The sequence below is a fragment of the Streptomyces bicolor genome (assembly GCF_000719285.1).
Taxonomy (GTDB): domain Bacteria; phylum Actinomycetota; class Actinomycetes; order Streptomycetales; family Streptomycetaceae; genus Streptomyces; species Streptomyces bicolor.
This window is the reverse complement of the sequence record NZ_JOFS01000011.1, coordinates 1-21700: the sequence shown is the minus strand read 5'-3', so window position 1 is coordinate 21700 and position 21700 is coordinate 1. Positions and strand designations below refer to the sequence as shown.

Annotated in this window: 18 protein-coding genes and 2 pseudogenes; 10 read left to right on the top strand and 10 right to left on the bottom strand. The window is 68.2% G+C overall.

The features are described 5' to 3' along the window. Positions 1 to 108 precede the first annotated feature (108 nt). From IF78_RS48440 to IF78_RS0116875, 7 genes are all read right to left on the bottom strand, one after another. Positions 109 to 1062: a hypothetical protein gene (locus tag IF78_RS48440; protein WP_158751416.1), complete on the bottom strand. Its 954-nt coding sequence runs from the start codon at positions 1060 to 1062 to the stop codon at positions 109 to 111. Between the two features lie 121 nt (positions 1063 to 1183). Next, on the bottom strand, positions 1184 to 3784 hold the full coding sequence (locus tag IF78_RS0116900) for an ABC transporter permease (RefSeq protein WP_031482154.1): 2601 nt from the start codon (positions 3782 to 3784) through the stop codon (positions 1184 to 1186). 96 nt (positions 3785 to 3880) lie between these two features. After that, positions 3881 to 4660: an ABC transporter ATP-binding protein gene (locus IF78_RS0116895; RefSeq protein ID WP_031482152.1), complete on the bottom strand. Its 780-nt coding sequence runs from the start codon at positions 4658 to 4660 to the stop codon at positions 3881 to 3883. 207 nt (positions 4661 to 4867) lie between these two features. Then, positions 4868 to 5554, bottom strand: coding sequence for a response regulator (locus tag IF78_RS0116890; protein ID WP_037640672.1), 687 nt, complete (start codon positions 5552 to 5554; stop codon positions 4868 to 4870). Beyond that, on the bottom strand, positions 5547 to 7262 hold the full coding sequence (locus IF78_RS0116885) for a sensor histidine kinase (RefSeq protein WP_031482149.1): 1716 nt from the start codon (positions 7260 to 7262) through the stop codon (positions 5547 to 5549). The genes IF78_RS0116890 and IF78_RS0116885 overlap by 8 nt, the downstream gene beginning before the upstream one ends. 152 nt (positions 7263 to 7414) lie before the next feature. Further along, entirely contained in the window at positions 7415 to 7945 is a 531-nt protein-coding gene (locus IF78_RS48890) for a hypothetical protein (protein ID WP_234439819.1), read from the bottom strand. Between the two features lie 887 nt (positions 7946 to 8832). Further along, complete coding sequence (locus tag IF78_RS0116875; protein ID WP_031481845.1) at positions 8833 to 9852, bottom strand: LacI family DNA-binding transcriptional regulator; 1020 nt, start codon at positions 9850 to 9852, stop codon at positions 8833 to 8835. A 300-nt stretch (positions 9853 to 10152) separates the two neighbouring features. On the opposite strand from IF78_RS0116875, the gene IF78_RS0116870 reads away from it, so the two are divergent. From IF78_RS0116870 to IF78_RS0116855, 4 genes are read left to right on the top strand one after another with little or no spacing between them, the layout of a single operon-like run. Next, positions 10153 to 11544, top strand: a complete 1392-nt coding sequence (locus IF78_RS0116870) for an ABC transporter substrate-binding protein (RefSeq protein ID WP_031481843.1) — start codon at positions 10153 to 10155, stop codon at positions 11542 to 11544. Positions 11545 to 11549: 5 nt separating this feature from the next. Then, entirely contained in the window at positions 11550 to 12467 is a 918-nt protein-coding gene (locus IF78_RS0116865) for a carbohydrate ABC transporter permease (RefSeq protein WP_031481841.1), read from the top strand. A gap of 4 nt (positions 12468 to 12471) precedes the next feature. Beyond that, positions 12472 to 13314 carry a carbohydrate ABC transporter permease gene (locus tag IF78_RS0116860; RefSeq protein ID WP_031481840.1) on the top strand — a complete coding sequence of 281 codons (843 nt, stop codon included), beginning with the start codon at positions 12472 to 12474 and terminating at the stop codon, positions 13312 to 13314. A gap of 45 nt (positions 13315 to 13359) precedes the next feature. After that, positions 13360 to 15024 carry a glycoside hydrolase family 13 protein gene (locus IF78_RS0116855; protein WP_051827952.1) on the top strand — a complete coding sequence of 555 codons (1665 nt, stop codon included), beginning with the start codon at positions 13360 to 13362 and terminating at the stop codon, positions 15022 to 15024. 90 nt (positions 15025 to 15114) lie between these two features. On the opposite strand, the pseudogene IF78_RS47670 reads toward IF78_RS0116855, so the two are convergent. Further along, positions 15115 to 15213: pseudogene (locus IF78_RS47670) on the bottom strand (carbohydrate ABC transporter permease); the annotation flags it as partial. Between the two features lie 15 nt (positions 15214 to 15228). Here IF78_RS47670 and IF78_RS46175 point away from each other — a divergent pair. The 3 genes and pseudogenes from IF78_RS46175 to IF78_RS0116840 form a co-directional block, all read left to right on the top strand. Further along, positions 15229 to 15537 (top strand): annotated as a pseudogene (locus IF78_RS46175) (transposase); the annotation flags it as partial. A 7-nt stretch (positions 15538 to 15544) separates the two neighbouring features. Next, a complete protein-coding gene (locus IF78_RS0116845) occupies positions 15545 to 16360 on the top strand; it encodes an IS5 family transposase (protein WP_031481834.1) in 816 nt (271 codons plus the stop codon). 241 nt (positions 16361 to 16601) lie between these two features. Further along, the gene (locus IF78_RS0116840; RefSeq protein WP_031481832.1) at positions 16602 to 17441 is read left to right on the top strand and encodes an IS5 family transposase; all 840 of its coding nucleotides are present in this window, start codon (positions 16602 to 16604) and stop codon (positions 17439 to 17441) included. A 178-nt stretch (positions 17442 to 17619) separates the two neighbouring features. Here IF78_RS0116840 and IF78_RS43695 read toward each other — a convergent pair whose 3' ends face one another. Next, the gene (locus IF78_RS43695; protein ID WP_037640668.1) at positions 17620 to 17799 is read right to left on the bottom strand and encodes a hypothetical protein; all 180 of its coding nucleotides are present in this window, start codon (positions 17797 to 17799) and stop codon (positions 17620 to 17622) included. A 199-nt stretch (positions 17800 to 17998) separates the two neighbouring features. Between IF78_RS43695 and IF78_RS46170 the strand changes: the two genes are divergently transcribed. From IF78_RS46170 to IF78_RS0116820, 3 genes are all read left to right on the top strand, one after another. Next, positions 17999 to 18595 carry an FhaA domain-containing protein gene (locus tag IF78_RS46170; RefSeq protein ID WP_078662481.1) on the top strand — a complete coding sequence of 199 codons (597 nt, stop codon included), beginning with the start codon at positions 17999 to 18001 and terminating at the stop codon, positions 18593 to 18595. Between the two features lie 853 nt (positions 18596 to 19448). Next, entirely contained in the window at positions 19449 to 19907 is a 459-nt protein-coding gene (locus IF78_RS0116825) for a MarR family transcriptional regulator (protein ID WP_051827950.1), read from the top strand. 151 nt (positions 19908 to 20058) lie between these two features. Further along, positions 20059 to 20472: an ATP-binding protein gene (locus IF78_RS0116820; protein WP_031481826.1), complete on the top strand. Its 414-nt coding sequence runs from the start codon at positions 20059 to 20061 to the stop codon at positions 20470 to 20472. Positions 20473 to 21108: 636 nt separating this feature from the next. Here IF78_RS0116820 and tnpA read toward each other — a convergent pair. After that, positions 21109 to 21546 carry an IS200/IS605 family transposase gene (gene tnpA, locus IF78_RS0116815; RefSeq protein ID WP_078662478.1) on the bottom strand — a complete coding sequence of 146 codons (438 nt, stop codon included), beginning with the start codon at positions 21544 to 21546 and terminating at the stop codon, positions 21109 to 21111. Between the last annotated feature and the right edge of the window lie 154 nt (positions 21547 to 21700).

Here is a 21700-nt window from a genome sequence, read left to right as displayed (position 1 = left end):
GAAGGCCCTGCCCGGCCCCGTATCCGTTCGTCTGGTCACGCCCAGCGCATCCCCAGGCCGCGCTCGCCCGCCAGCTCTACAACGCTCGCGACCTGGGGAGGTGTGCTGCTAGTTGTCCTTGCGCTTGATCCACGACAGCGGAGCCGCGCTGCCGGGTGCCTGGATCATGACGCGTGCCGGGATGAGGACCGTCTTCTGCTTCCGCTCGCCGTTGGCGGGGCTGAAGTCGAGCTTGTAGACGATGTACCCGAGGTACTGACCGGCGTTGGCGCGTGACTCGATCCGCCCCAGCACGCCGTCCGGAATGGAGACATTGCGGCTCTGGTCCACCGTGTTCGTCCATTTGTTGGTGGTGGTGGTCGACTGGCTGTAGCTGAAGTTGGCCTCCCTGCCGGACCCGCCGCTGGCCGGCCCGGCGGTTATCTCCATTTGTGAGGAGATGTTTCCGCCGATGGACCAGCCCGTGGTCTTGCTGGTGTCCTGGCCGACCATGGCCGAGGTCTTGTAGGAGAAATCCGCCCTGCCCATCTGCGGGTCCGTGCTGTTCATCCTCGGGTACGGCGTCTCAAGGCGGCCGACGAAGCCGCAGGGCTGCGGCTCGCCGCCGGGGTTGTGGCTGGGCTGGCCGCACATCGACTTGGCGTCCCAGTTGTCCAGCCACGGTTCCTTGTCATCGCTGCTGCTCTTGCGGACGTCGGGACCCTCGGTGGTGACGCCCGATGTGGGGTTGAACCGGTCTCCCAGCTGGTTCGGGACGTCCGCGAGCGCCTGATCGTGCGGGTAAGCCTTCTCGACGTCTTCGAGCTTGACCTCCTGCGAGTCCTGTCCCTGAGCCGGGTAGCCCTTGATGGCTTCCGACTGGTTCAGGCGGTTCTGGCTCTGGTTGAGGTAGTTGATGACGTCCTGTTCGGTCCTGAGGAAGGTGTTGCCGTCCTCGGCATGGGCCGGGGTGGAAGAGCCGACCAGGGACATGCCGGTGAGGAAGGCGGTGGCGAGGGCACCCGCCACCAGGCTGCCCTTCCGCGGGTCTCGACGAGCAGGGGTGGTGCACAGCGTGGACACGTGAATCTCCTTGGCTTGTCGGGAATTTTCCGGGAACTGCTCCGGCATCGACCGCTGGTCGGCCGCGCCGCATTCAGAGGGCTTTTTTGGGGAGATTTCGTCGGCTGGTGCCGTCCCTTGGTCAACTCGCCTGGATCGAGCGCAGCATGTTCAGGCGGGCGGCTCTGCGGGCCGGCCAGATGGCTGCCAGGACGCCGATCATCAGGGCCAGTCCCAGGAAGCTGCCCAGCCTGTCCCACGGCAGGACGGTCTCGTACTCGTGCATCGAGGTCGCGGTCAGGCCGCCTGCGGCCCAAGCCAGGAAGATGCCCGTACCGATGCCGAGGACCGCGCCGAACAGTGAGATGACCACGGACTCCAGCCGGACCATCTGCCGGATGCCGGAGCGGTCGAGGCCGATGGCGCGCAGCATGCCGATCTCGCGGGTGCGTTCGAAGACCGACATGGCGAGGGTGTTGACGACGCCGAGGATCGCGATGACGACGGCCATGCCGAGCAGTCCGTACATCATGCTGAGGACCGTGGTGACCTTCTCGTTGTTGTCCTTGACGAGCTGCTCCTGTGTTCGGACCTTCAGCAGCGGGCTGTCGCCGAGGGCGGCGCGGATCTTGCGCTCAAGGCCCGCGGCCTTGCCAGGCTCGGCCTTGACCAGCAGGTTGTCGAACTGCTTCGCCACCGAGTACGGGAGCACATCGGCGCGCGTGCCCAAGGCATCGTCGACGGCGCGGGTCTTGGCGTAGATGCCGACGACCGTCAGCTTCCGCTTCACGGCCTTGCCGCCGTCCATGGCGCCGCCCATCCCGGCGTCGAGGGTGGCGCCCAGCTGGAGGCCGGCTCGCTCGGCGAACTCGTCGGAGACCGCGATCCTCCCGGGGCCGATGTCGTGCAGCGAGCCGGCGCGGAAGTCGAGCTGTGCGACCTTGCCGAACGCGTTCGGGTCGGTGCCGGTGATGACGGCGTATTCACCGTGCGCGTCGAGCTGCGCCGTGGTGACGGGGGCGGCCGCGGCGACCCCGGGTACCTGGGCGATCTTGTCGGCGGCGTCCGCGTCGAGCCCGCGGACGGTGTTGTAGTTGACCTTGTAGTCGGCGGTCAGGCCCTGGGTGGCCTCCTTGGCCATGGCGTCCTGGGCGGAGTGGGCGCCGACGGTCAGACCGGTGATCAGGGCGAGCCCGATCATCAGGGCGGATGCGGTGGCAGCGGTGCGACGCGGGTTGCGTAGCGCGTTCTCCTTGGCCAGCTTGCCGCTGACGCCGAAGAAGCGGGTGGTGACCTTGCCCGCCAGCGCGATCAGCGGTCGGGAGAGCAGCGGGGCCAGCACGATCACGCCACCGAGGGTCAGTACACCGCCGAGCATCGCGGCCATCAGGTTCGACTCGTTGGTGCCCTTGAGCATGGAGACGTACAGCATCACCAGCACCCCGGCCCCGGTGAGCAGGGTGCCGAGCACGTTGCGGACCTTCAGGGCGCGGGCGGGCGGGGCCTGGTCGACGCTGCTGAGCGCCGCCACGGGGGCGATCTTGGCGGCCCTGCGGGACGGCAGCCAGGCCGCCAGAACGGTGATGACGACGCCCACCGCGAGCGAGGCCAGCGGGGCCGCGGGCGTGACGACCAGCGGTCCGTCGGGCAGCCTGGCGCCCGTCGAGTTGAGCAGTGGGCGCATGGCGGTGGCGATGCCGAGGCCGAGCGCGAATCCACCGAGGGAGGCTACGAGGCCGAGCAGACCCGCCTCGATGAGGACGGAGCGGAGGACCTGGCGGCGCGAGGCGCCCACGGCCCGCAGAAGCGCGATCTCCCGACTGCGCTGGGCGATCAGCATGGTGAAGGTGTTGGCGATGAGGAACACGCCGACGAACAGCGCGATGCCGGCGAAGACCAGCAGCGTCTTGGTCAGGTATCCGGTGTTCTTGGCGATCTGTGCTGACTGCTCGGCGGCCAGCTCGGCGCCGCTGGTGGCCCGGGCACCCTCCTTCGGGAGCAGCGCCTGGACCTGGTCGGCCAGCGCGTACTCGTCGGCCCCCGGCCGGGCAGCGACCGCGATCTCGTCGAACTGGCCGGAGTGGTGGAACAGCTTCTGCGCGGTCCCGGTGTCGAAGAGCGTCAGGGTGCCGCCAGCGGTGACCTGGGGGTCGTCGGTGGTGACGATGCCGACCAGTTTCTTGGTCAGGGCGGGTCCATCGGTGGCGAAGCGGACCATGTCACCGATCCGGTAGCCGGCCTTCGCTGCGCTGCCGGCATCGAGGGCCAGCTCACCTGCGGCGGCGGGGCCGCGGCCTTCCTTGATCGGGTAGTGGCTGTCCCTGCCGTCTTTGCCGGGCTGGTAGTTGGTGGCCAGATTCTGCCCGTTGGTGTCGGCGTTGACCGGGCGGCCGTCCTTACCGGCCAGGGTTGCCCAGCCGTGGACAGTGGGGCGCACCGAGGCGACGCCGGGCAGCGCGCGGATCTTCCGCGCCAGCGCGGCATCGAGGGCGGTGGCTGACGTGCCCTCCGGACCGGTTGCCGTGTCAGGGGCGGCCGTGTCGGTGGCGGTGGCGTCCTCTGCCCGCACGGAAACGGCCACACCCTTGAGGCTCTGGGCCGAGGCGTTGCGGAAGGCGTTCGCCGTGGTGTCGGCGAAGACGAGGGTGCCGGAGACGAAGGCGACGCCGAGCAGGACCGCGAGCGCGGTCATGATCAATCGGGCTTTGTGCGCAAGGACGTTGCGCAGGGCGGTACGCAGCATGGTGGTCGGTTCAGTCCTGGGTGCGAGGTGGCAGAGCGCGGATGCGGAAGGCGAGGAAGATCCCTGGTACGGGGCGGTGAGCGGCCACGGGCGGCTTCAGCTCGTCCGCCCCTTGGCGTCGAAGAGCCGCATCCGGTCCAGCACGGTCTCGGGGGTGGGCGCGGACAGCTCGTCGGTGACGCGTCCGTCGGCGAGGAAGACCACCCGGTCCGCGTAGGAAGCGGCAACCGGGTCGTGGGTGACCATCACCACCGTCTGCCCCAACTCCCGTACGGAGTCCCGCAGAAAGCCCAGGACCTCCGCGCCGGAACGGGAGTCGAGGTTGCCGGTCGGCTCGTCCGCGAAGATGATCTCCGGGCGCCCGGCCAGTGCCCGGGCCACGGCGACACGCTGCTGCTGGCCACCGGACAGCTGCGACGGACGGTGCCGCAACCGGCCGGTCAGGCCGACCGTCCCCACGATCAGCTCCAACCACTCCTGGTCGGGCTTACGGCCGACGATGTCCAACGGCAGCGTGATGTTCTCCAGGGCATCCAGCGTGGGCAGCAGGTTGAACGACTGGAAGACGAAGCCGATCTTCTCCCGCCGCAGCCTGGTCAGTTGGCGGTCCTTGAGCCCGGACAGCTCGGTGTCACCGATCCGGGCCGATCCGGCGGAGATGGTGTCCAGCCCCGCCATGCAGTGCATCAACGTCGACTTGCCCGAGCCGGACGGGCCCATGATCGCGGTGAACCGGCCGCGCCCGAACTCCACCGTCACCGAGTCGAGGGCGACGACGCGGGTCTCGTCCTCGCCGTAGACCTTGGTCAGGCCCGTCGCGCGGGCGGCGACGGAGGGGGCGCGGAGGCCGGTTGCGGCCGTGGCGTGCTGCGGCATGGGTGCTCCTGGAAGGGGGTGCGAAACTCCAGACCATCGTGGCCGCGGCACACCCTCGAATCCGTCGCCCTCAGGTCGCGAATGCGCGCCTGCCAACAGGGCAGAACCACCGCTGCTGCCTCGCCCTCACGGACCACGGCCCCTCTACCGACAGACAGAGCCGCCTGCTCTACCCGACGGCAGAGCAGGCGGCCCCTGCCTGCTGCTTCAACCCATGAGCCCGGCCTGGTGCGCCAGCAGCCCCGCCTGCACCCGGCCGCCGCACCCCGTCTTCTCCAGGATCGACCGGACGTGGCTCTTGACCGTCCCCACACCGATGCCGAGCCGCCTGCTGATCTCCGGGTTCGAGAGCCCGTCCCCCAGCATGACCAGTACCTCCCGCTCCCGGCCGGTCAGCCCCGCCACCCGGCTCTCCGGAGCAGCGGCCCCGCCGCCGCTCAGCATCCGCCGGATGACGGCCCCGGTGACACCGGGCGAGAGCACCGCATCCCCCGCGGCCGCCGCTCTGACCGCGCGGATCAACTCCTGCGAACCCTCGTCCTTCAGCAGGAAGCCGGTGGCACCCGCCCGCAGCGCCCGGGTGACGTTCTCGTCGTCACCGAAGGTGGTGAGCATGACCACCTGCGGCCGGGGATCGAGGGCGACCAGCGGTTCGATGGCCGCGAGCCCGTCGAGGACGGGCATGCGGATGTCGAGGAGCACCACATCCGGCCGGTGCTCAGCCGTGAGCCGGACGGCCTCGGCGCCGTTGACCGCCTCGCCCACCACGTCGATGTCGTCGACGTGCCGGAGGATCAGCCGGATGGCGTGCCGGATCATCTCCTCGTCGTCGGCGAGCAGCACCCGGATCGCGGAACCCGCCGCGGAGCCCGCCGAGTTGGCCTGGTCAGTCACGTGTCCTTCTCCCCTGCGGCGGTTCGGTCACCTTCTCCGTGACCATCGGAACGGTGAATCGGTCGATCGCGATCAGGGCGTCGGCCCGGAAGCAGTAGCGGACGATTTCCAGCCGCCCGCCCTTGGACCGCTTGTCCACATACGGATACAGGCAGTCCGTGGCGGACACCGGCCGCGCCGGCTCACGCCCGGCGGCGGCCGCGCGCACCGTATCGGAGTCAAAGGACACGGCCCGCTCCACCCGCTCCCGCGACATCCCCACCCGTGGCTGTTCGTTGCTCCGAGGGTGGGCACCGAGCTGTGCATCGTGCACCAGAACGAGTCCGTACAGCATCATCAGACCCACCCCCGCCAGGCCGACCAGCCCGATGACGGCACCGCCGAGGCGTCGCTGGAGGGCGGTCAGCCCTCGGCCGGGCTCCTCGACGGCGTCGCCCGGCTCCTCCTCATACGGCTCGGCCGTCGGCGGCTCCGCACCGGGCCCGGGCTCGGCAGGGATGTCGGCGGTCACGGCGAAGCCGCCACCAGGCGACCGCCCCGCCTCCAGCTCACCGCCGAGCAAGGCCACCCGCTCCCGCAGCCCGGGCAGCCCCCGCCCGGTGCCGAGCCCGGTCACGGCGGCCGGCGGAACCGGCGGCACGCCGTTGCGCACCCGCACCTCCACCCGCTCGTCGGCGTGGCGGACGGACACGGTCACATGGGCGCCGACCGCGTACCGGTGGACATTGGTCAGCGCCTCGCGCACCACCCGGTGCACCGCCCGCCGCAAGCGGACCGGCCGCGCGTCGAGATCCGGTCCCTCCCAGCACAGCTCGACAGGGATGCCAACGCCGCGCGACTCCGCGACCAGCGCCTCGATGTCCGCACGCGTACCCGTCGCGTCCGTCAGCACCTCAGCGCCGGTGTCCTGCCCCACCGGGCCCAGGACCCCCAGCACCTCTCGCAACTCCCGCATCGCCTCCCGGGCGGCACGGCCCACCACAGTCGCCTCGTCCCGCAGCCCGGGCGCCTCCTTGCGCAGCGCCAGCTCCAGCCCGTCCGAGTACAGCGAGACCACACTCAGCCGGTGCCCGACCAGATCGTGCATCTCCGCGGCGATCCGCGACCGCTCGCGCACCCGCGCCTCGCTGTCCGCCAGCCGCCGCGCCTCCTCCGCGGCGGCCGTACGCTCCCGCAACGCCCGCAACAGCCGGTCCTGCTGCCCGGCAGCAGTGCCCACCAGTCCGGGCACCACGACCGTGGTCACTGCGAGCACCGCACCCAGCGCCAGACCGAAAACCCAGCTGCCCGCCTCCACCAGTGAGGCGGACAGCGCACACGTCACCATCGCCACACCGGCCGCCCCGAGCAGCAGCCCCACCCGCCGTCGCGGCGTCTCGCACTGCCGGGCCGCGGTGTAGGCCGCCACCGCGGTCAGCAACGCCGCCGCAGGCGCCATCCCCATCAGCGCCGCAAGCCCGACCACACCGACCACTGGAAAACGGCGCCGCACCAGCACCAACGCGATTCCGACGACCGCCAGGGCCGGGACCCGCCCCGCCAGCCTGGTCTCGATCCACGACTCGCCCAGATAGGTGAGCAATACCACTACGGCGGCCAGGACCGCCTCCGCACCCGCCCGCCACAGCTGCCACCCCCGTTCGTCTGGCCCGGCGAAGGGACTGCGGACCAGGCGTTTCTCGATGGCTGGTGGTGCGCTGGACAACATGACGTCGATTATCGGCGGCTCCGAAGGGGGATCCCCTGCACCTCACGGAGGACCCGCCTCTACCAACAGATAGAGAACCTCCCTTGGGACAGAGCAGCCCGGCCACAGCGGCATCTGCCCGCCTCACACCCCTGCCGCACCAGCAGACGCGGTCAGCCACGGACAACGGGGAACGCCGCCGCGTCCCCAGCAGTCCGCGCTTGACTACCCAACGGGCCACTGATCTGCGGTGACACATCCCCGCCCCCGTGATATGAGCCGGCGCCTGGCACGGCCACGGGCCGCCGGTCGGCACTGAATGCCCCCGACGCCTCCAGGAAGAGCCACCCGCGCTCCGCCAGGCGCCGGGCTTTCGACCGCAGCCCCTCAACCTTCGCCGGCGTCGCCCCCAGGCCCAGCTCCACCGCGATCTCCTTGGCTCGAAGCGGCCCGTGACCCATGGAACGCTGCTGTTCCAGCACGCCCAGGATCCGCTGATAGTCCGGGGCCAGAACCGTCGCCGGCAGCCCTTCCCGCCAGGGCGGCACCGTCGAGCCCGGCACCGGCGCGAGCGACGGCGCCGCTTCCTCCCCCGCCTCGGTCGTGGTCACGGCAGTGGACTCGGCCGCGAAGACTGCCAGGGCCTCGACCAGTTCCTCCCCTGCGATCACCCGCCGGTCCAACTCGATCTCCGCGGCCTCCAAACACCTCAGCCAGCCGCGCGACTTCCTCCCGCAAGCCCTCCACCCGCATACGGGCAGCCGCCTCTCGCTCCTCCAGCATTCCCAACACCGACGCCCCCGCGCACCCCTCACCATGAAGCGGACACAAGACGTCGCGATGCCTCCCTCAACCCGAGCGAAACTATGCCTAACCAGCCGGAAACAACGGACCACGTTCGGTTGAGATACGGCTTCTGAGCCCGTTCCAGCACGGTCCGCTCCTCGGGAGGCGGGAATGCAACAGCCAGGCGCGAGACTTGCTCATCGGCGGCAGACAGCAGGTCCCAGTGCTCCATCCAGTACAAGGCATCGGCCGAAGGAAGCAAGCCACCGATGACCCTGCCCACGTGCAATGCGAGGAATTGCTCTGCGCTAGCACGTGTGATCAGCAGTTCCGCAAGGCTGCGCCTGGTCTGAGCCTCCCGGCCCAATGCCTCTGCCAGATCCTACAACGGGTGTGCAGGTCCTGGCTAAAGAGGAGTTCATGCTGCCCGGCGAGCCCGTGCAAGGCTTCCGTCACATTGGACAGCACGGCGTCGGTTAGCGGTTCCTGACCGGCGAGAGTGATGCCGCGGCCGAGAAGGGACACCGCAAGAGCACCGCTTCGACTGTCCTCCGAATCGCAAAGGGTGGCACGGGCCCAGGTCATGGCTTCATCCAGCTCCGGCACGTTGATGAGCGCCGGGATTGGTTCTGACCGCGCTTCCTTGATGGCTACGGTTGGGTGAGGATGCTCGGAGCAGTGTGAACCAGGCTCGCCCGTACATTTGGCGCTTGACGGTCTCGATCCGGTTGACGTGCCCCTCGACCGCACCGGAGGCGTACGGGAGGGACAGGCCCGCGGTGACGGCATCGAGGTCTCGCAGAGGTTAGCCGCGGGGTGGCGCGGTGCTGCCGCGGATGACGAGCTGGGTGGGTACGACGACGCCGTGTTCTGTTTCCTCGCCGCGCAGGATGTTCAGGAGCATCCGCCCGGCACGTTCTCCCTGCTCCCGTACCGGTTGCCGCACCGTGGTCAGGTCGGTCAGCTCGGCGACCGGGTGGTCGTCGATGCCGATGACGGAGATGTCGTCGGGGATGCGCAGTCCGGCGCGGCGGAGTGTGCGGATGGCGCCGAGGGCGACCTCGTCGGAGTGGGCGTAGACAGCGGTGGGCGGCTCGGGCTGGCTGAGGAGTTTGGCCATGGCGTCGGCGCCCTGGTCGCCGCCCCAGTCGACGGTGACGACGAGCCGCTCGTCGAGGGGGATGCCGGCGTCGCGCAGAGCGGAGTAGTAGGCGTTCGAGCGGCCCGACGGCTGGACCTCGTCCGGCTGGTCCGGGTCGACTGCCGCGATCATCGCGATGCGGCGGTGGCCAAGGAAGAGCAAATGGTCCATGGCCTGGCGGCCGGCGGTCTCGTCGTCGATGGAGACGTTCGGGTAGGGCGCGTGCTGGCCGCCCGCGGCGATGATCGTGACGCCCATCAGCTCCAGGCGGCGCTGCTCCTCCTCGCCGACCGGGAAAGCCAGAACTACGACGGCGTCGACCTTGCGGCGGGCGGGCAGCCGGTGGAAGAAGTCGTGCCGGTCCTCGATGCCGTCAACGTGGTAGAGCAGCACGTCCAGGTCCGCCGCGCGCAGCACCGACTCCAGTCCTTCGAGCAGCGCCGCGAAGAACCAGCGGGAGATGTGCGGTACGACCACCGCGACCCGCCCGGTGGCGCCGCCGGCCAGGCGGGACGCCTCGGGCGAGACGACGTAGGAGAGCTCCTCGGCGACCGCGAGGACGCGGCGGCGGGTGGCCTCGGATACGCCGTAGTCGTTGTTGAGCGCGCGTGAGGCGGTGGCCATCGAGACGCCCGCCGCGCGGGCCACGTCGGCCATGTTGATCTTCTGGGAGCTCTGCGCCATGCCGGAAGGCTAACCCACCAGCCGAGTAGATCGGAAACGCTTCCGGAATCTTCGGAAGGTTTTCCGAGCCCTTCGGTGATGACGATCGCTGCCCTGCCGGGCCATCTGATCATTTCAGCAGGTCACCTGTAGGTTGCGGCTTCGTTACTTGACAGGCTTGCTTGGTCGCCTCACTCTTTCGGGAACGGAAACGCTTCCGAAACGACCTTCGCACCCCCTGTGGCCCGGTCGGGAAGCTCGCCGACCTCTGTCTGCCGACCGTGCCCTGGATCGGCAGCCGCATGGATGCGAGGAGGCATCATGCCCGAGCAGCACCCCACCTCCCCCGTCAGAATCACCGGCCGACGCCTGCGCGCCCCGCTGGCGTCCGTCGCCGCGGTGTCCGCGCTGGTGACGCTGGCCGCGTGCAGTGCTCCCGGCTCCGGCTCGGACTCCGACGCGGCGGCGAATCCGACGCCGACCGCCGTCAACACCGCCGTCGCCGACACCCCGGCGGAGTTGACCCTGTTCTCCGCGGCCGGCCTGCAGACGTACGAGCAGGGCCTGGCGGACGCCTTCATGGCCAAGTACCCGAAGATCAAGGTGAAGCTACGGGTGGAGGCGGACAACAACTACAACACCGTGCTGCCGAGGCTGCTGGCCTCCGACTCCACGCCCGACCTCGTCCAGCCCTACGACCTCCTCGGCGGCGTCAAGGACAACCTGCTCACCAACCTCGACGCCTACGACAAGGCGTACGGCTGGAGCTCGAAGGTGCCGGCTTCCGCGCTGGCGCCCGGACGGGTGTCGAACGGCGCGGTCGGCGGCGGTCCGCTGTATCAGGCGGGCGGCTCGGCGGGCCCGCTGGTCGGCGTCTTCTACAACAAGGAGCTGGCCGCCAAGGTCGGCATGAAGACCGTGCCCGCCTCGATCGCCGAGCTCGAAGCCGTCATGGCCAAGGCGAAGAAGTCCGGGATCACCCCGATCGTCGCCTCCAACCAGGACGGCCTGATCGGCCACCTCTACAACCTGCTTCTGGGCGACTACATGGGCGCCGAGAAGCTCAGTGACATCGTGTACCACCAGCCGGGCGCAAACCTGGACACCCCGGAGGCGGTCAAGGCCACCGAGACGCTCCAGAAGTGGATCAAGGCCGGTTACTTCGCCTCCGACGTCAACGCCCTCAATCAGGAGGCGTCGTACGGCAAGTTCACCGGCGGCAAAGGCCTGTTCTTCTTCCAGGGCAGCTGGATCACGCAGACCCTCGACAAGAACTTCAAGGGCAAGTACGGCGTCTTCCCGATGCCGCCGGCCACGGAGGACGGCCCGTACGCGGGCATGACCAGCAACACCCTCGCCTTCTCCATCGCCGCCCGCTCGAAGAACAAGGACGCCGCCGCGCTGTTCCTGGACTTCCTCACCACCCCCGAGGCCGCGAAGGTCGCCGTCGAGAACGGCTACGCCGCCCTGACCTCCGGCACGGCCGCCCGGGGCAAGCCGTCGCTGTCGGGCACGCTGACCGAGCAGATCCAGGCCGGTTACGCCGCCATCGCCGCCGACAACGGCTTCGACAGCTGGCTCCAGAACGCCGACCCGGCCCTCAACACCAAGCTGACCCAGCAGCTCCAGTTGCTGGTCTCCGGCAACGTCGAGCCCGCCGCGATGGTCGAGACCCTCCAGACCACCTACGCCGACGCACTGAAGAGCAGCTGAGCAGTATGCGATCCATCAAGTCGCCCGCCGGTGCCACCGCCACCCGCAGCCGCCACCGGCTCCGGGCCCGGCGGTGGGCCGGCTGGCTCTTCGCCCTTCCCGCCCTCGCCTTCTACGGCGTCTTCAACTTCTACCCGGTCCTGCTGTCGGTCCAGTACTCCTTCTACGACTGGGACGGCGTCGGCGCCTCCACCTGGGTGGGCCTGAAAAACTACACCCAGGTCTTCACGGACAACGAGCAGTTCTCCTCCCTGCTCCACGCCTTCTACCTGATCCTGTTCTTCACCATCCTGCCGGTGACGATCGCCCTGATCACCGCCTCCGTACTGCGGCAGCTGCAAGGCCGCTTCACCGGAGCCCTGGCCCGCACGCTGCTCTTCCTGCCGCAGATCATCCCCGGGGCTGCCGCCGGTGTCGCCTGGACGTGGATGTACTCCGACAACGGCGTGGTCAACCAACTCCTGCGCGCCATCGGCCTCGACGACGTCGCCCGCCCCTGGCTCGCCGACTTCACCTGGGCCCTGACCGCGGTCGGCTTCATCGGCACCTGGCTGTCCACCGGACTGTGCACGATGCTGCTCCTGGCCGGCATCGGAAAGATCGACAACAGCCTGTACGAGGCGGCCCGCATCGACGGCGCAGGCCCCATCCGCCAGTTCCTGGCCGTCACCCTGCCGGGGCTCCGCAACGAGATCGGCGTCTGCGTCACCATCACGATCATCGCCGCGCTCGCCAGCTTCGACGTCGTCTACCTCTCCACCCAGGGCGGCCCCGGCACCCAGACCATGGTCCCCGGTGTTGCCGTCTACAACCTGGCCTTCAACGACGCCCGCCTCGGCACGGCCTCCGCGCTCGCCGTCGTCCTCGCCCTGGTCGTGATCGCCGTCGTCGTCCCGCTCCAGCGCTTGTTCCGGGAGAAGTAGTCCGATGCCCGAACGCACGCAGACCGCACGCGCACTTCGCCGTCGCGCTCCCGGCCTCGTCCTCATCACCGCCGCCGCGCTCTACTCCGTCGTCCCGCTCCTGAGCATGGTCAGCGCAGCCCTCGCACCCCAGGGCACGTTCCCCTCAGGACTGAGCTGGCCGTCAGACCCGCACTGGCACAACTTCGTCGACGCCTGGAACGTCGCCAACATCACGACGCTGCTGAAGTCCAGCACCCTCATCGTGCTCGGCGTCGTCCCCGTCGCGGTCCTGATCGCGACGATGGCCGCGTACGCGATCGCCGTACTGGAGATCCCGCTGGGCGGCGTCTTCTACACAGTCCTCGTCCTGACGCTGACCCTGCCGTACGAGATCGTGATCGTCCCCCTCTACGAACAGACCAGAGCCATGGGCCTGCTGGGCACCCAGTGGGCGCTGATCCTCCCGCTCATCGGGATGAACATGCCGTTCGCGGTGTTCTGGATGCGGGCGCACTTCGCAGGAGTACCGAAGGAGCTGTCCGAGGCGGCGGGCATGGACGGCGCCGGCCCCTGGCGCGCGCTGTTCCACATCCACCTGCCGCTCGCCCGGCCCGCGATCGCGTCCCTGGCGCTGCTGATGTTCCTGTCCACCTGGAACCAGTTCCTGCTCGCGCTGGTGCTCATCGACGACCCGAACAAGCGCACCATGGCAGGCGCGCTCCAGGCGTTCACCACCAAATACAGCACCGACCAGGTCCTGCTGAACGCCGGCGCCCTTCTCATCATGGCCCCCACGATCCTGGTGTTCCTGGTCCTGCAACGCCACTTCGTCAAGGCGCTGCTCCAGGGCTCGGTCAAGGGCTGACCACCACCCCCACTTTCATCTTCAGACAGTCAGGACCGAGCACCCATGAGTAACCCGACCCCCACCGCGCTGCCCGCCGAAGCCGCAGCCGATGCCGACTGGTGGCGCAGGGCCGCCATCTACCAGGTGTACATACGCAGCTTCGCCGACGGCGACGGCGACGGAACCGGCGACATCGCCGGCCTCCGCTCCCGACTGCAGTACCTGGCCTACCTCGGCGTCGACGCGATCTGGATCAACCCCTGGTACCCGTCCCCGCTGGCCGACGGCGGCTACGACGTCTCCGACTACCGCGACATCCACCCCGCCTACGGCACCCTCGACGAGGCCAGGCAACTGATCACCGAGGCCCACGAACTCGGCCTGCGCATCATCCTGGACATCGTCCCCAACCACACCTCCGACCAGCACGTCTGGTTCCAGCAGGCGCTGGCGGCAGGCCCCGGCTCCCGGGAACGAGACCGCTTCATCTTCCGTGACGGCAGGGGCGAGGACGGCTCCCTGCCCCCCAACGACTGGCACGCGGCTTTCGGCGGCCCCACCTGGACCCGCACGCCCGACGGCCAGTGGTACCTGCACCTCTTCGCCCCCGAACAGCCCGACCTCAACTGGGACAACCCCGAGGTCCGTGCCGAGTTCGAGGCGATCCTGCGCTTCTGGTTCGACCTGGGCGTCGACGGCTTCCGCATCGACGTCGCCCACGGCATGGTCAAGGACCCGGCGCTGCCCGACCTCGGCCTGACCGAGTTCTCCGTCCTCACGGGAGAGGGCCAGGTGGACCACCCGCACTGGGACCGCGACGGCCTGCACGACATCTTCCGCAGCTGGCGCGCCATCGCGGACAGCTACCCCGACCCGCGCGTCTTCGTCGCCGAGGCCCACGTCCGCCCCAACCGTATGCCGGAGTACCTGCGCCCGGACCAGCTCCACACCGCCTTCAACTTCGACTTCCTCAAGTGCCCCTTGGACGCAGGCGCGTTGCGCGAGGTCATCGACCGCAGCATCACCAGCCTCGCCGCCGTCGGCGCACCCGCCACCTGGGTGCTGTCCAACCACGACGAGACGCGCCACGTCACCCGCTACGGCCGCGCCGAAACCGGCGTCCAGGCCCTGTTCCGGGACCGGCCGATCCCCACCGACCTCTCTCTCGGCACCCGCCGCGCCCGGGCGGCGGCCCTGTTGATGCTGGCCCTGCCGGGAGGCGCGTATGTCTACCAGGGTGAGGAGCTGGGCCTCTACGAGGTCGAGAACATCCCGGAGGAACTCCTCCAGGACCCCATCTGGGAACGCTCCGGCTACACCCTCCGCGGCCGCGACGGCTGCCGAGTCCCCCTCCCGTGGACCGGTGACACCCCGCCCTTCGGCTTCAGCACCACCGGAGCCACCCCCTGGCTGCCCCAGCCCGAGGACTGGAAGTCGTACACCGCCGAGGCCAACCAGGCCGACTTCGCCTCCATGCTCCAGCTCTACCGCTCCGCCCTGCGCCTGCGCCGCACCGAGCCCGGCCTGCGCGGCGAGGAGTTCCGCTGGCTGGAGAGCCAGCAGGGCACGCTGCTCTTCGAGCGGGGCAACGGCGTGGTGTGCGCGGTGAACCTGTCCGACCAGCCCGTTTCCCTCCCCGCCGGCCACAGCCCCCTCCTCGTCTCGGGGCTGCTGGACGGTGACGGCCTGCTGCCGCCGGACACCGCGGCCTGGCTGCACCGGGGCTGACCTCACCTCAATCCACCAGGGCCTGTCCGGTCTTCCTCCCCGCCACCCGGACAGGCCCTGGTCCCATGTGCGGAAGTCGGCCGGGCGGGGCTACTTCACGGCCCCCGCGGTCACACCTCGCGTCAGCGAACGCTGGAAGATCACGAAGAACGCCACCATCGGGATCACGCCCAGCAGCGCGGCCGCGCTCATGGCCAGGTGGTGGGGGACAATCCGGAACGGCTGGACAGCGAAGCGTTGCGCGCCGCTTTGTGCGGAGGCAGCCCTGTCGAGCGTTCCTCGGGACGGCGGCATTTCCGTCGCCTCAACCGTGGCGGCGACCGGCAGGCCAACGCCGCGCTCCACCGCATCGTGTTCAGCCGCCTGCGTGTCGACCCGCGCACTCAGGACTACTATGAGCGCCAGATCAAGGAAGGCAAGACCCGGCGCGAAATCGTCCGTTGCCTCAAACGCTACGCGGCCCGGGAGGTCTTCCACCTGGTCAAACAGCTACAGCCAGCACCCCGCTCATAGGGGCTGTGTGAGTGTTCGACCCTGGATTGTGGACGATGACCTCTGGGCGTTGATCGAGCAGTTGCTCCCACCCTGGCCACAGAAGGCACCCGGACCGAAGCCGGTGGATGACCGGCTGTGCCTGCAGGGCATCCTGTACGTGCTCTACAACGACGTCAGCTGGCAACTGCTGCCGCTGGAGCTGGAGCTGGGGTTCGGCTCGGGACAGACCTGCTGGCGCCGGCTGGGCAGGTGGCACGAGGCCGGCGTCTTCGAGAAGCCGCACCGCCTCCTGCTCGCCGAGCTGCACGCGGCCGACGCGCTGGACTGGTCGCGGGCCTGCGTGGATGCCTCCCACATCCGCGCGAAAAGGGGCGAAGCCACCGGCCCGTCACCGGTCGACGGTGGGAAGACGGGCAGTAAACACCATCTAATGGTGACTCACCGGGCCGGCACCCCGTTCAAGGTCATCACCACTGCGGCCAACGTCAACGATGTAACCCAGACCCTCGCCCTGGTCGACGGCATCCCGCCTGTCGCCGGCAAGCCCGGCCGTTCGCGCAGGCGCCCTGACGCACTTGTGGGCGACAAGGGTTATGACAGCAACCCCAACCGACGCGAGCTGTGCAGGCGCCGCATCCTGCCGGTGATCTCCCGCAAGGGTGCCCCGAACGTCAAGGGCCTGGGCAAGCTCCGCTACGTCGTCGAGCAGACCTTCTCGCTCCTGCACCATTTCAAGCGCTTGGCCGTCCGTTGGGAAAGACGCCTTGACCTGCACGACGCCCTCGTCTCCCTGGCCTGCGGCCTCATCTGCTGGAGGCGGCTCAAGAGGATCCGAGCGTGATCGTGTTACGAGCTCTTTGAGTGGGCATTTAAAGATGGCCTGTGGTGGTAAGTAACTTTTGCGGCCGTCAGCCTTGAGGTGTTTACCCCATACGCGGACCCTCGCGTCCATCAAGCCGCGGAGTTGACCGCCCGTTTGCTCCGGTTCTCGTGCACGAAGTCCGTCTGGTTTGTAGATCAGGCAGAAACGCCCAGCAGTAGCGGAACAGCACCGACTGCCGCATCCATGATCACGCTACGGCGTGAGCCAGCGGAAGCCGTACCCCAGCGACCTGTCCGACGCCCGATGGGCCTTAATCGAGCCGAGGTTGACGGCCTGGAGAAAGGCCCGGCTCGACCGCAGGCCCACCGGGCAGCCGGCCAAGGTCGATCTGCCCGACGTAGTCAACGCACTCCTCTACATCAACCGCACCGGAATCCCCTGGAAATACCTCCCGCACGACTTCCCCAACCACGGCACCGTCTACGCCCACTACGCCGCCTGGCGCGACGAGGGAATCCTCACCCAGCTCAACTACGACCTCACCGGCCTGGCCCGCGTGAAGGAAGGACGCAAGCCCGAACCAACCGCTTCCGTGATCGACACCCAGAGCGTGAAGACCTCCACCAACGTGCCCCTGACCAGCCAGGGAACCGACGCCGCCAAGAAGATCGTCTGCAGGAAACGAGGCATCCTCACCGACACGATCGGACTCATCCTCGCCGTGACCGTCACCGCCGCGAGCCTGTCCGAGAACGCCGCCGGAATACGCCTCCTCGACCAGGCCAAGAAGACCTACCCAACCATCTCCAAGAGCTGGGTCGACACCGGCTTCAAGAACGCCGTCATCGAGCACGGCGCCAGCCTCGGAATCGACGTCGAAGTCGTCAACAGGAACCCAGGAGTTCGCGGCTTCCACGTTGTCAAAAGGCGCTGGGTTGTCGAACGAAGTATCGGTTGGATCATGCTGCACCGGCGCCTCGCCCGAGACTACGAGACCCTGCCCGCCAGCTCCGAGGCCATGATCCACGTCGCCTCGATCGACAACCTCACCAAGCGCATAACGGACGAGACGACACCCACCTGGCGAGGAACTTACTAGGAGATAAAGGGCAATCCACCTAGATCAAACGCCCTCTAAGACCGGCGCGTCCATGACGTGACTCTGCACGAGGACATGGACGGAGGCGCCGTCGCGGGGGCGGGCGCGCCGTCAGAGGGCCGACCCTGCACGGCCACGGCACTGCGCGCCCTGCATGCGGACGGACTCCTACGGGCGATCAGTCGTCGTCGTGCGGTGCGATCACTACGAGGAATGCGTCTGACTTCAGGTCCATGACGACCTTGGCGGGCTCGCCCTTGGCGCGGCGCGCCGCCGCGTACTCCTCCGCCGGCCACGATCCGCGCGGGGACCCCGCAGGAAACCGCTCCAACACCTTCCTGCCCATCGAGGCAGACATCTGGCACCTCCAGAATCGACCATCGACTCGAACCGGTTACTCCCGTACAACCCGGCTGCCCCGGATCCATGCCGGTATGTCTGTCCCCCGACAACCCCGGCCCCCCCGCGCCGGAGCCGCCCGGCAGCAGGGCGCTCCAGACGGACCTTGCGCGCGGTCGGCACTCTGATCTGTACACACAAGGGCAGGGCCGCGGCCTATGAGTGGGCCCATTGGCGTATCGGGGAACCCCCGTCACAGTTCCCTCTCCACGTCTGTGACGGAGTGGGGCGCGCACTCCTGCTGTAGGCGCTTCCGGGATGAGCACCTCCGCAACCAGGTGAGCGTCATCGGCCATGGCAGCGGGACCCATGTGGGCGAACGTGGTCTCGAGGTGTGCGGGCAGGTGTACTCGATGAGACTCTTCGGCACTGTTGAGCGAGCCATGGACGGATGGACGTCAGGCCTATGGGACCGCCTGGCTCGGCGCATAAAGGATCCAGTGGAGCTCGTCTCCACCCTGCTCCAACACTGCGACGACAAGGCCTTGATCATCGACCGCCATCGCATCCTGGTGCCCAACGCGTTCGTCATCGAGCTGCTCCCGGACATCCATCGCAAACTCGAAGCCAGCGCCGAACAGGTGGCGCCGCACCTCGCGAACCAGGTCCGCCGTCATGCGGCCGAACGCGGTTACACCTTCGCTGGACCCATCACTGTCCACCTGCGCCCCGCATCCGGCGACATGACTGACCGCTACTGCGTCCGCAGCCGTATCGCACCAATCGGAGCGCCCCCGCGCACTTGCGATGGATGAGGGAGGGCCGAAAGGGACAGTCGGAGCAACCGGGCCAGGGCATCACGCACAGCCGCAGCTTGAAGCCTCTGGACTCCGCTGCGCGGCGAACGCCAGCGATGTGCTCAGCCCGCAGCACTCGCAGAAGGATTCCAGCGCAGTCGTCGACGTAGATGGTCCGGTGCGCCGACGGCTTGCTGCCGCGACAAGACCGTGGGCCGCTTCCGCGACACCGACCTCGACGAGCATGGCTCAAGGAGCCCCCCCACCCCCGCACCGCCTCACCAGGACCTGGCCCGGGCACGCGACTGTGATCGTTGCCTGGGATGGGGAACCGTCGTCACGCCTCGTCGCCACCAACTCTGCGGAGCATGCCAGCGTGCCGCGGCAGCAGAACCGGCGTCTGCCGCTGCATACGGCAGACCCGATGACCAGCGCACATAGCCCCTGAGGGCCCAGTCACAGTGACCCGTTCCCGACAGGGCTGAGTCCCGCGGGGTCTGGATGTCGGCCAGGACTGCGACAGTGCACCGGCCACGCGGCGTGACGAGGTCTGCCATCGTCGCTCCTTTCGCCAGCTCATCGGTCCCACGCCGAGTGCCCCCACGGTCCAGGGCAACGGGACAGGGCTGATCGTGGCAGTCCTCACCGCTGGGCCGGGAGTTGAGAAACAGCTACCTAGCTTGGAGCGACCGCGGCCCTTGATGACAGAGATTGCCGAAGAACTCGCCGGTCCGCTTGGGTCCATCACTCGGATGCCCGATTACCGCCCCGGAGGGCTCAATTCAGAGGGGTCTCGAACGGGCAGCCGTGGGTGAGGCGCTACGAGTCGGGTAGGCGCGTGTACCCAATGGCATCAAGGAAGGGGCAGAACGTGTCTGCGGATCTTGAGCCTACCGAGGCGGTGAGGGTGGCAGAGTGCCTCGCCGAGTCGATGGTCGAGCTGTGGCGGCGTGCCCACGAGGACGTCGCGCCGACGATCTCGGATGAGCAGATGCGGGGTTTGCTCGCCCTGGAGAGTGAGCAGGAGAACTTCAGCGCGCTCGCTGAACGTCTCGGTCTGAGTGCTGCATCGGCAACGCGGATGTACGACCGGTTGGAGCAGCGCACGCTGGTGCGCCGTTCTTGTTCCGGCCGTCGGGTGCAGGTGTCCCTCACGGGTGCCGGCAAGTGTGTTCTGGAAGCCACGCGCCAGCGCCGTCGTCAGCTTTTGGAACAGGTCGTGGTGGCGGCTGCGCCGACGGATCGCCCCGTACTGCGTGACGCGCTCGATCAACTGTATGGCGTGGTCAGCCCATTGGTGCAGATTCCCCGCAGCCGCTCGCCGCTCTAATGCGTCGCGTCGTCGGCCCGCAGCGCAACCCGGGCTTCTGCGCCCCGCGCAGCCCCGACCTGTCGGGCATCGACCGGGTGGCGGCCGTATCCACACCGTCGCAGCACGCCGAAACCGGCGGAATAGCAGACCCTTTGAGGAGGAGTCGTCCATGGGACGGAACGACCTGAAAGAGGGCACGAGGACACACAACCGCACCACTCTCAGCAGCCGATCCGATTCTCCGACGCGAGCCCGCAGCGTGTGCCGGAGCTTCCTAAGCAGCCTCGATCCGCCGATGGAAGACGAAGCGGCATCTGCAGTCGAGTTGGTGGTCTCCGAACTGGTCACCAATACCGTGCGTCATGCGCGTGGCACCGTCTGCACCCTAGACCTGGAGGTCACGCCAGAAGCTGTGGCGGTGTTGGTCCACGATGACGATCCGACGCCGCCGCAGGAGCGAACCCCCGACCTCACTGGCGGCACGGGCGGATTCGGCTGGCCGATGGTGGTGACCCTGGCCAGCGACGTAACCGTGAAGACCACGGCTCACGGCAAGACCATATGCGCGCTCCTGTCCAGGTAGCGGCCGCAGACCCTTCCCGATCCGACGCGGGCATAAGGGAATTCTGGGTCTTCTGGCCACGCAGTTCACGTCCCAACATCTTGCGCAGGGCTCCGGGTCCAACGCATGCCTGAACTCATGAAGAATCCGGCCATTTTGCAAGTAGCGAATTGAATGCGGATCATGAATTCGGGTAGATGGATTCGCATGCCGGGTAGAGATGCGTCCCGGATGAAGGATCCTCGGCAGACCGTGAAAACGGAGCCAGCCGTCCCCGTAGAGCGTGACGTCCTTGCTCGGGGCAGCATGCGGCAGGGTGGTTGGTGCCTCACTCTGGTGAACTCTCCTCACCTGGGCCCGCTGGTCACCTCGCCATGCTGGCAACACATGTTCCTCGCCGTCGTTCGCGCCAACGAGCGCACTCACCCTGCGTCCGGCGACCTTATTCCGCTGACCTGGAACGAGATCCAGCACATGTTCATCGCGCTCGTCGTTCCGCCCCGAGCACGGAAGAGTTGCTACCGGCGGCAAGCCGCAACGCAGACATGAATGATCACGATCTACCTTTGATCTTGGCTAGTGCTCCGGCGTTTACGCCGGAGGTGAAGGCCGTCTCAGAACTGCTGTGCCCCGCGCTGTGGGCACGGGTCCGCGGTATCAACCTCGGCTCACGGGGCGCTGCTGCCGCTCGATGTACTGCTGTACGACGGTCAGGGGCGCCCCGCCGCAGCTCCCGGCGAAGTAGGAGCCGGACCAGAAGTGTCCGCCCCACAGGTAGCGGCGGACGTGGGCGTCGTACTCCTTGCGCAGGAGTCGGGCGGAGACGCCCTTGAGGGAGTTGACGAGCTTGGAGAGCTGGACTTTCCGCGGGTAGTGCACGAGGAGGTGTACGTGGTCCTGTTCACCGTTGAACTGCTTCAGCTCAGCCTCGAAGTCCTGGCAGATCTCACGCATGATCTCTTCGCAGCGCGTCAGCATGGCGTCTGTCATGGCCTTGCGCCGGTACTTGGTGACGAAAACCAAGTGGACGTGCAGGTTGTAGACGACGTGGCGGCCTGTGCGTAGATCAGGGTTCGGATTCCTTCGGGGTGACATGAACCAGACGATAGAGTGATCACGTGAAGGCGGAACTCGGCCTGGTGAAGCGGCGGTTCGGGCACCGTGCCCGGCTGGCGCTCAGCCCTGCCGAGACCCGGGTCGTTGACGAGCAGGCGCACGCGGCCCGGACGATGTGGAACTGCCTGCACGC

Bases quoted from the DNA above. Each gene is read 5' to 3' on its own strand.
- tnpA (WP_078662478.1), bottom strand. From the start codon at position 21,546: ATGTCACCCCGAAGGAATCCGAACCCTGATCTACGCACAGGCCGCCAC.
- IF78_RS0116860 (WP_031481840.1), top strand. From the start codon at position 12,472: ATGCCCGAACGCACGCAGACCGCACGCGCACTTCGCCGTCGCGCTCCC.
- IF78_RS0116865 (WP_031481841.1), top strand. From the start codon at position 11,550: ATGCGATCCATCAAGTCGCCCGCCGGTGCCACCGCCACCCGCAGCCGC.
- IF78_RS0116895 (WP_031482152.1), bottom strand. From the start codon at position 4,660: ATGCCGCAGCACGCCACGGCCGCAACCGGCCTCCGCGCCCCCTCCGTC.
- IF78_RS0116885 (WP_031482149.1), bottom strand. From the start codon at position 7,262: ATGTTGTCCAGCGCACCACCAGCCATCGAGAAACGCCTGGTCCGCAGT.
- IF78_RS0116870 (WP_031481843.1), top strand. From the start codon at position 10,153: ATGCCCGAGCAGCACCCCACCTCCCCCGTCAGAATCACCGGCCGACGC.
- IF78_RS43695 (WP_037640668.1), bottom strand. From the start codon at position 17,799: ATGTCTGCCTCGATGGGCAGGAAGGTGTTGGAGCGGTTTCCTGCGGGG.
- IF78_RS46170 (WP_078662481.1), top strand. From the start codon at position 17,999: ATGAGTGGGCCCATTGGCGTATCGGGGAACCCCCGTCACAGTTCCCTC.
- IF78_RS0116875 (WP_031481845.1), bottom strand. From the start codon at position 9,852: ATGGCGCAGAGCTCCCAGAAGATCAACATGGCCGACGTGGCCCGCGCG.
- IF78_RS0116900 (WP_031482154.1), bottom strand. From the start codon at position 3,784: ATGCTGCGTACCGCCCTGCGCAACGTCCTTGCGCACAAAGCCCGATTG.
- IF78_RS0116855 (WP_051827952.1), top strand. From the start codon at position 13,360: ATGAGTAACCCGACCCCCACCGCGCTGCCCGCCGAAGCCGCAGCCGAT.
- IF78_RS0116820 (WP_031481826.1), top strand. From the start codon at position 20,059: ATGGGACGGAACGACCTGAAAGAGGGCACGAGGACACACAACCGCACC.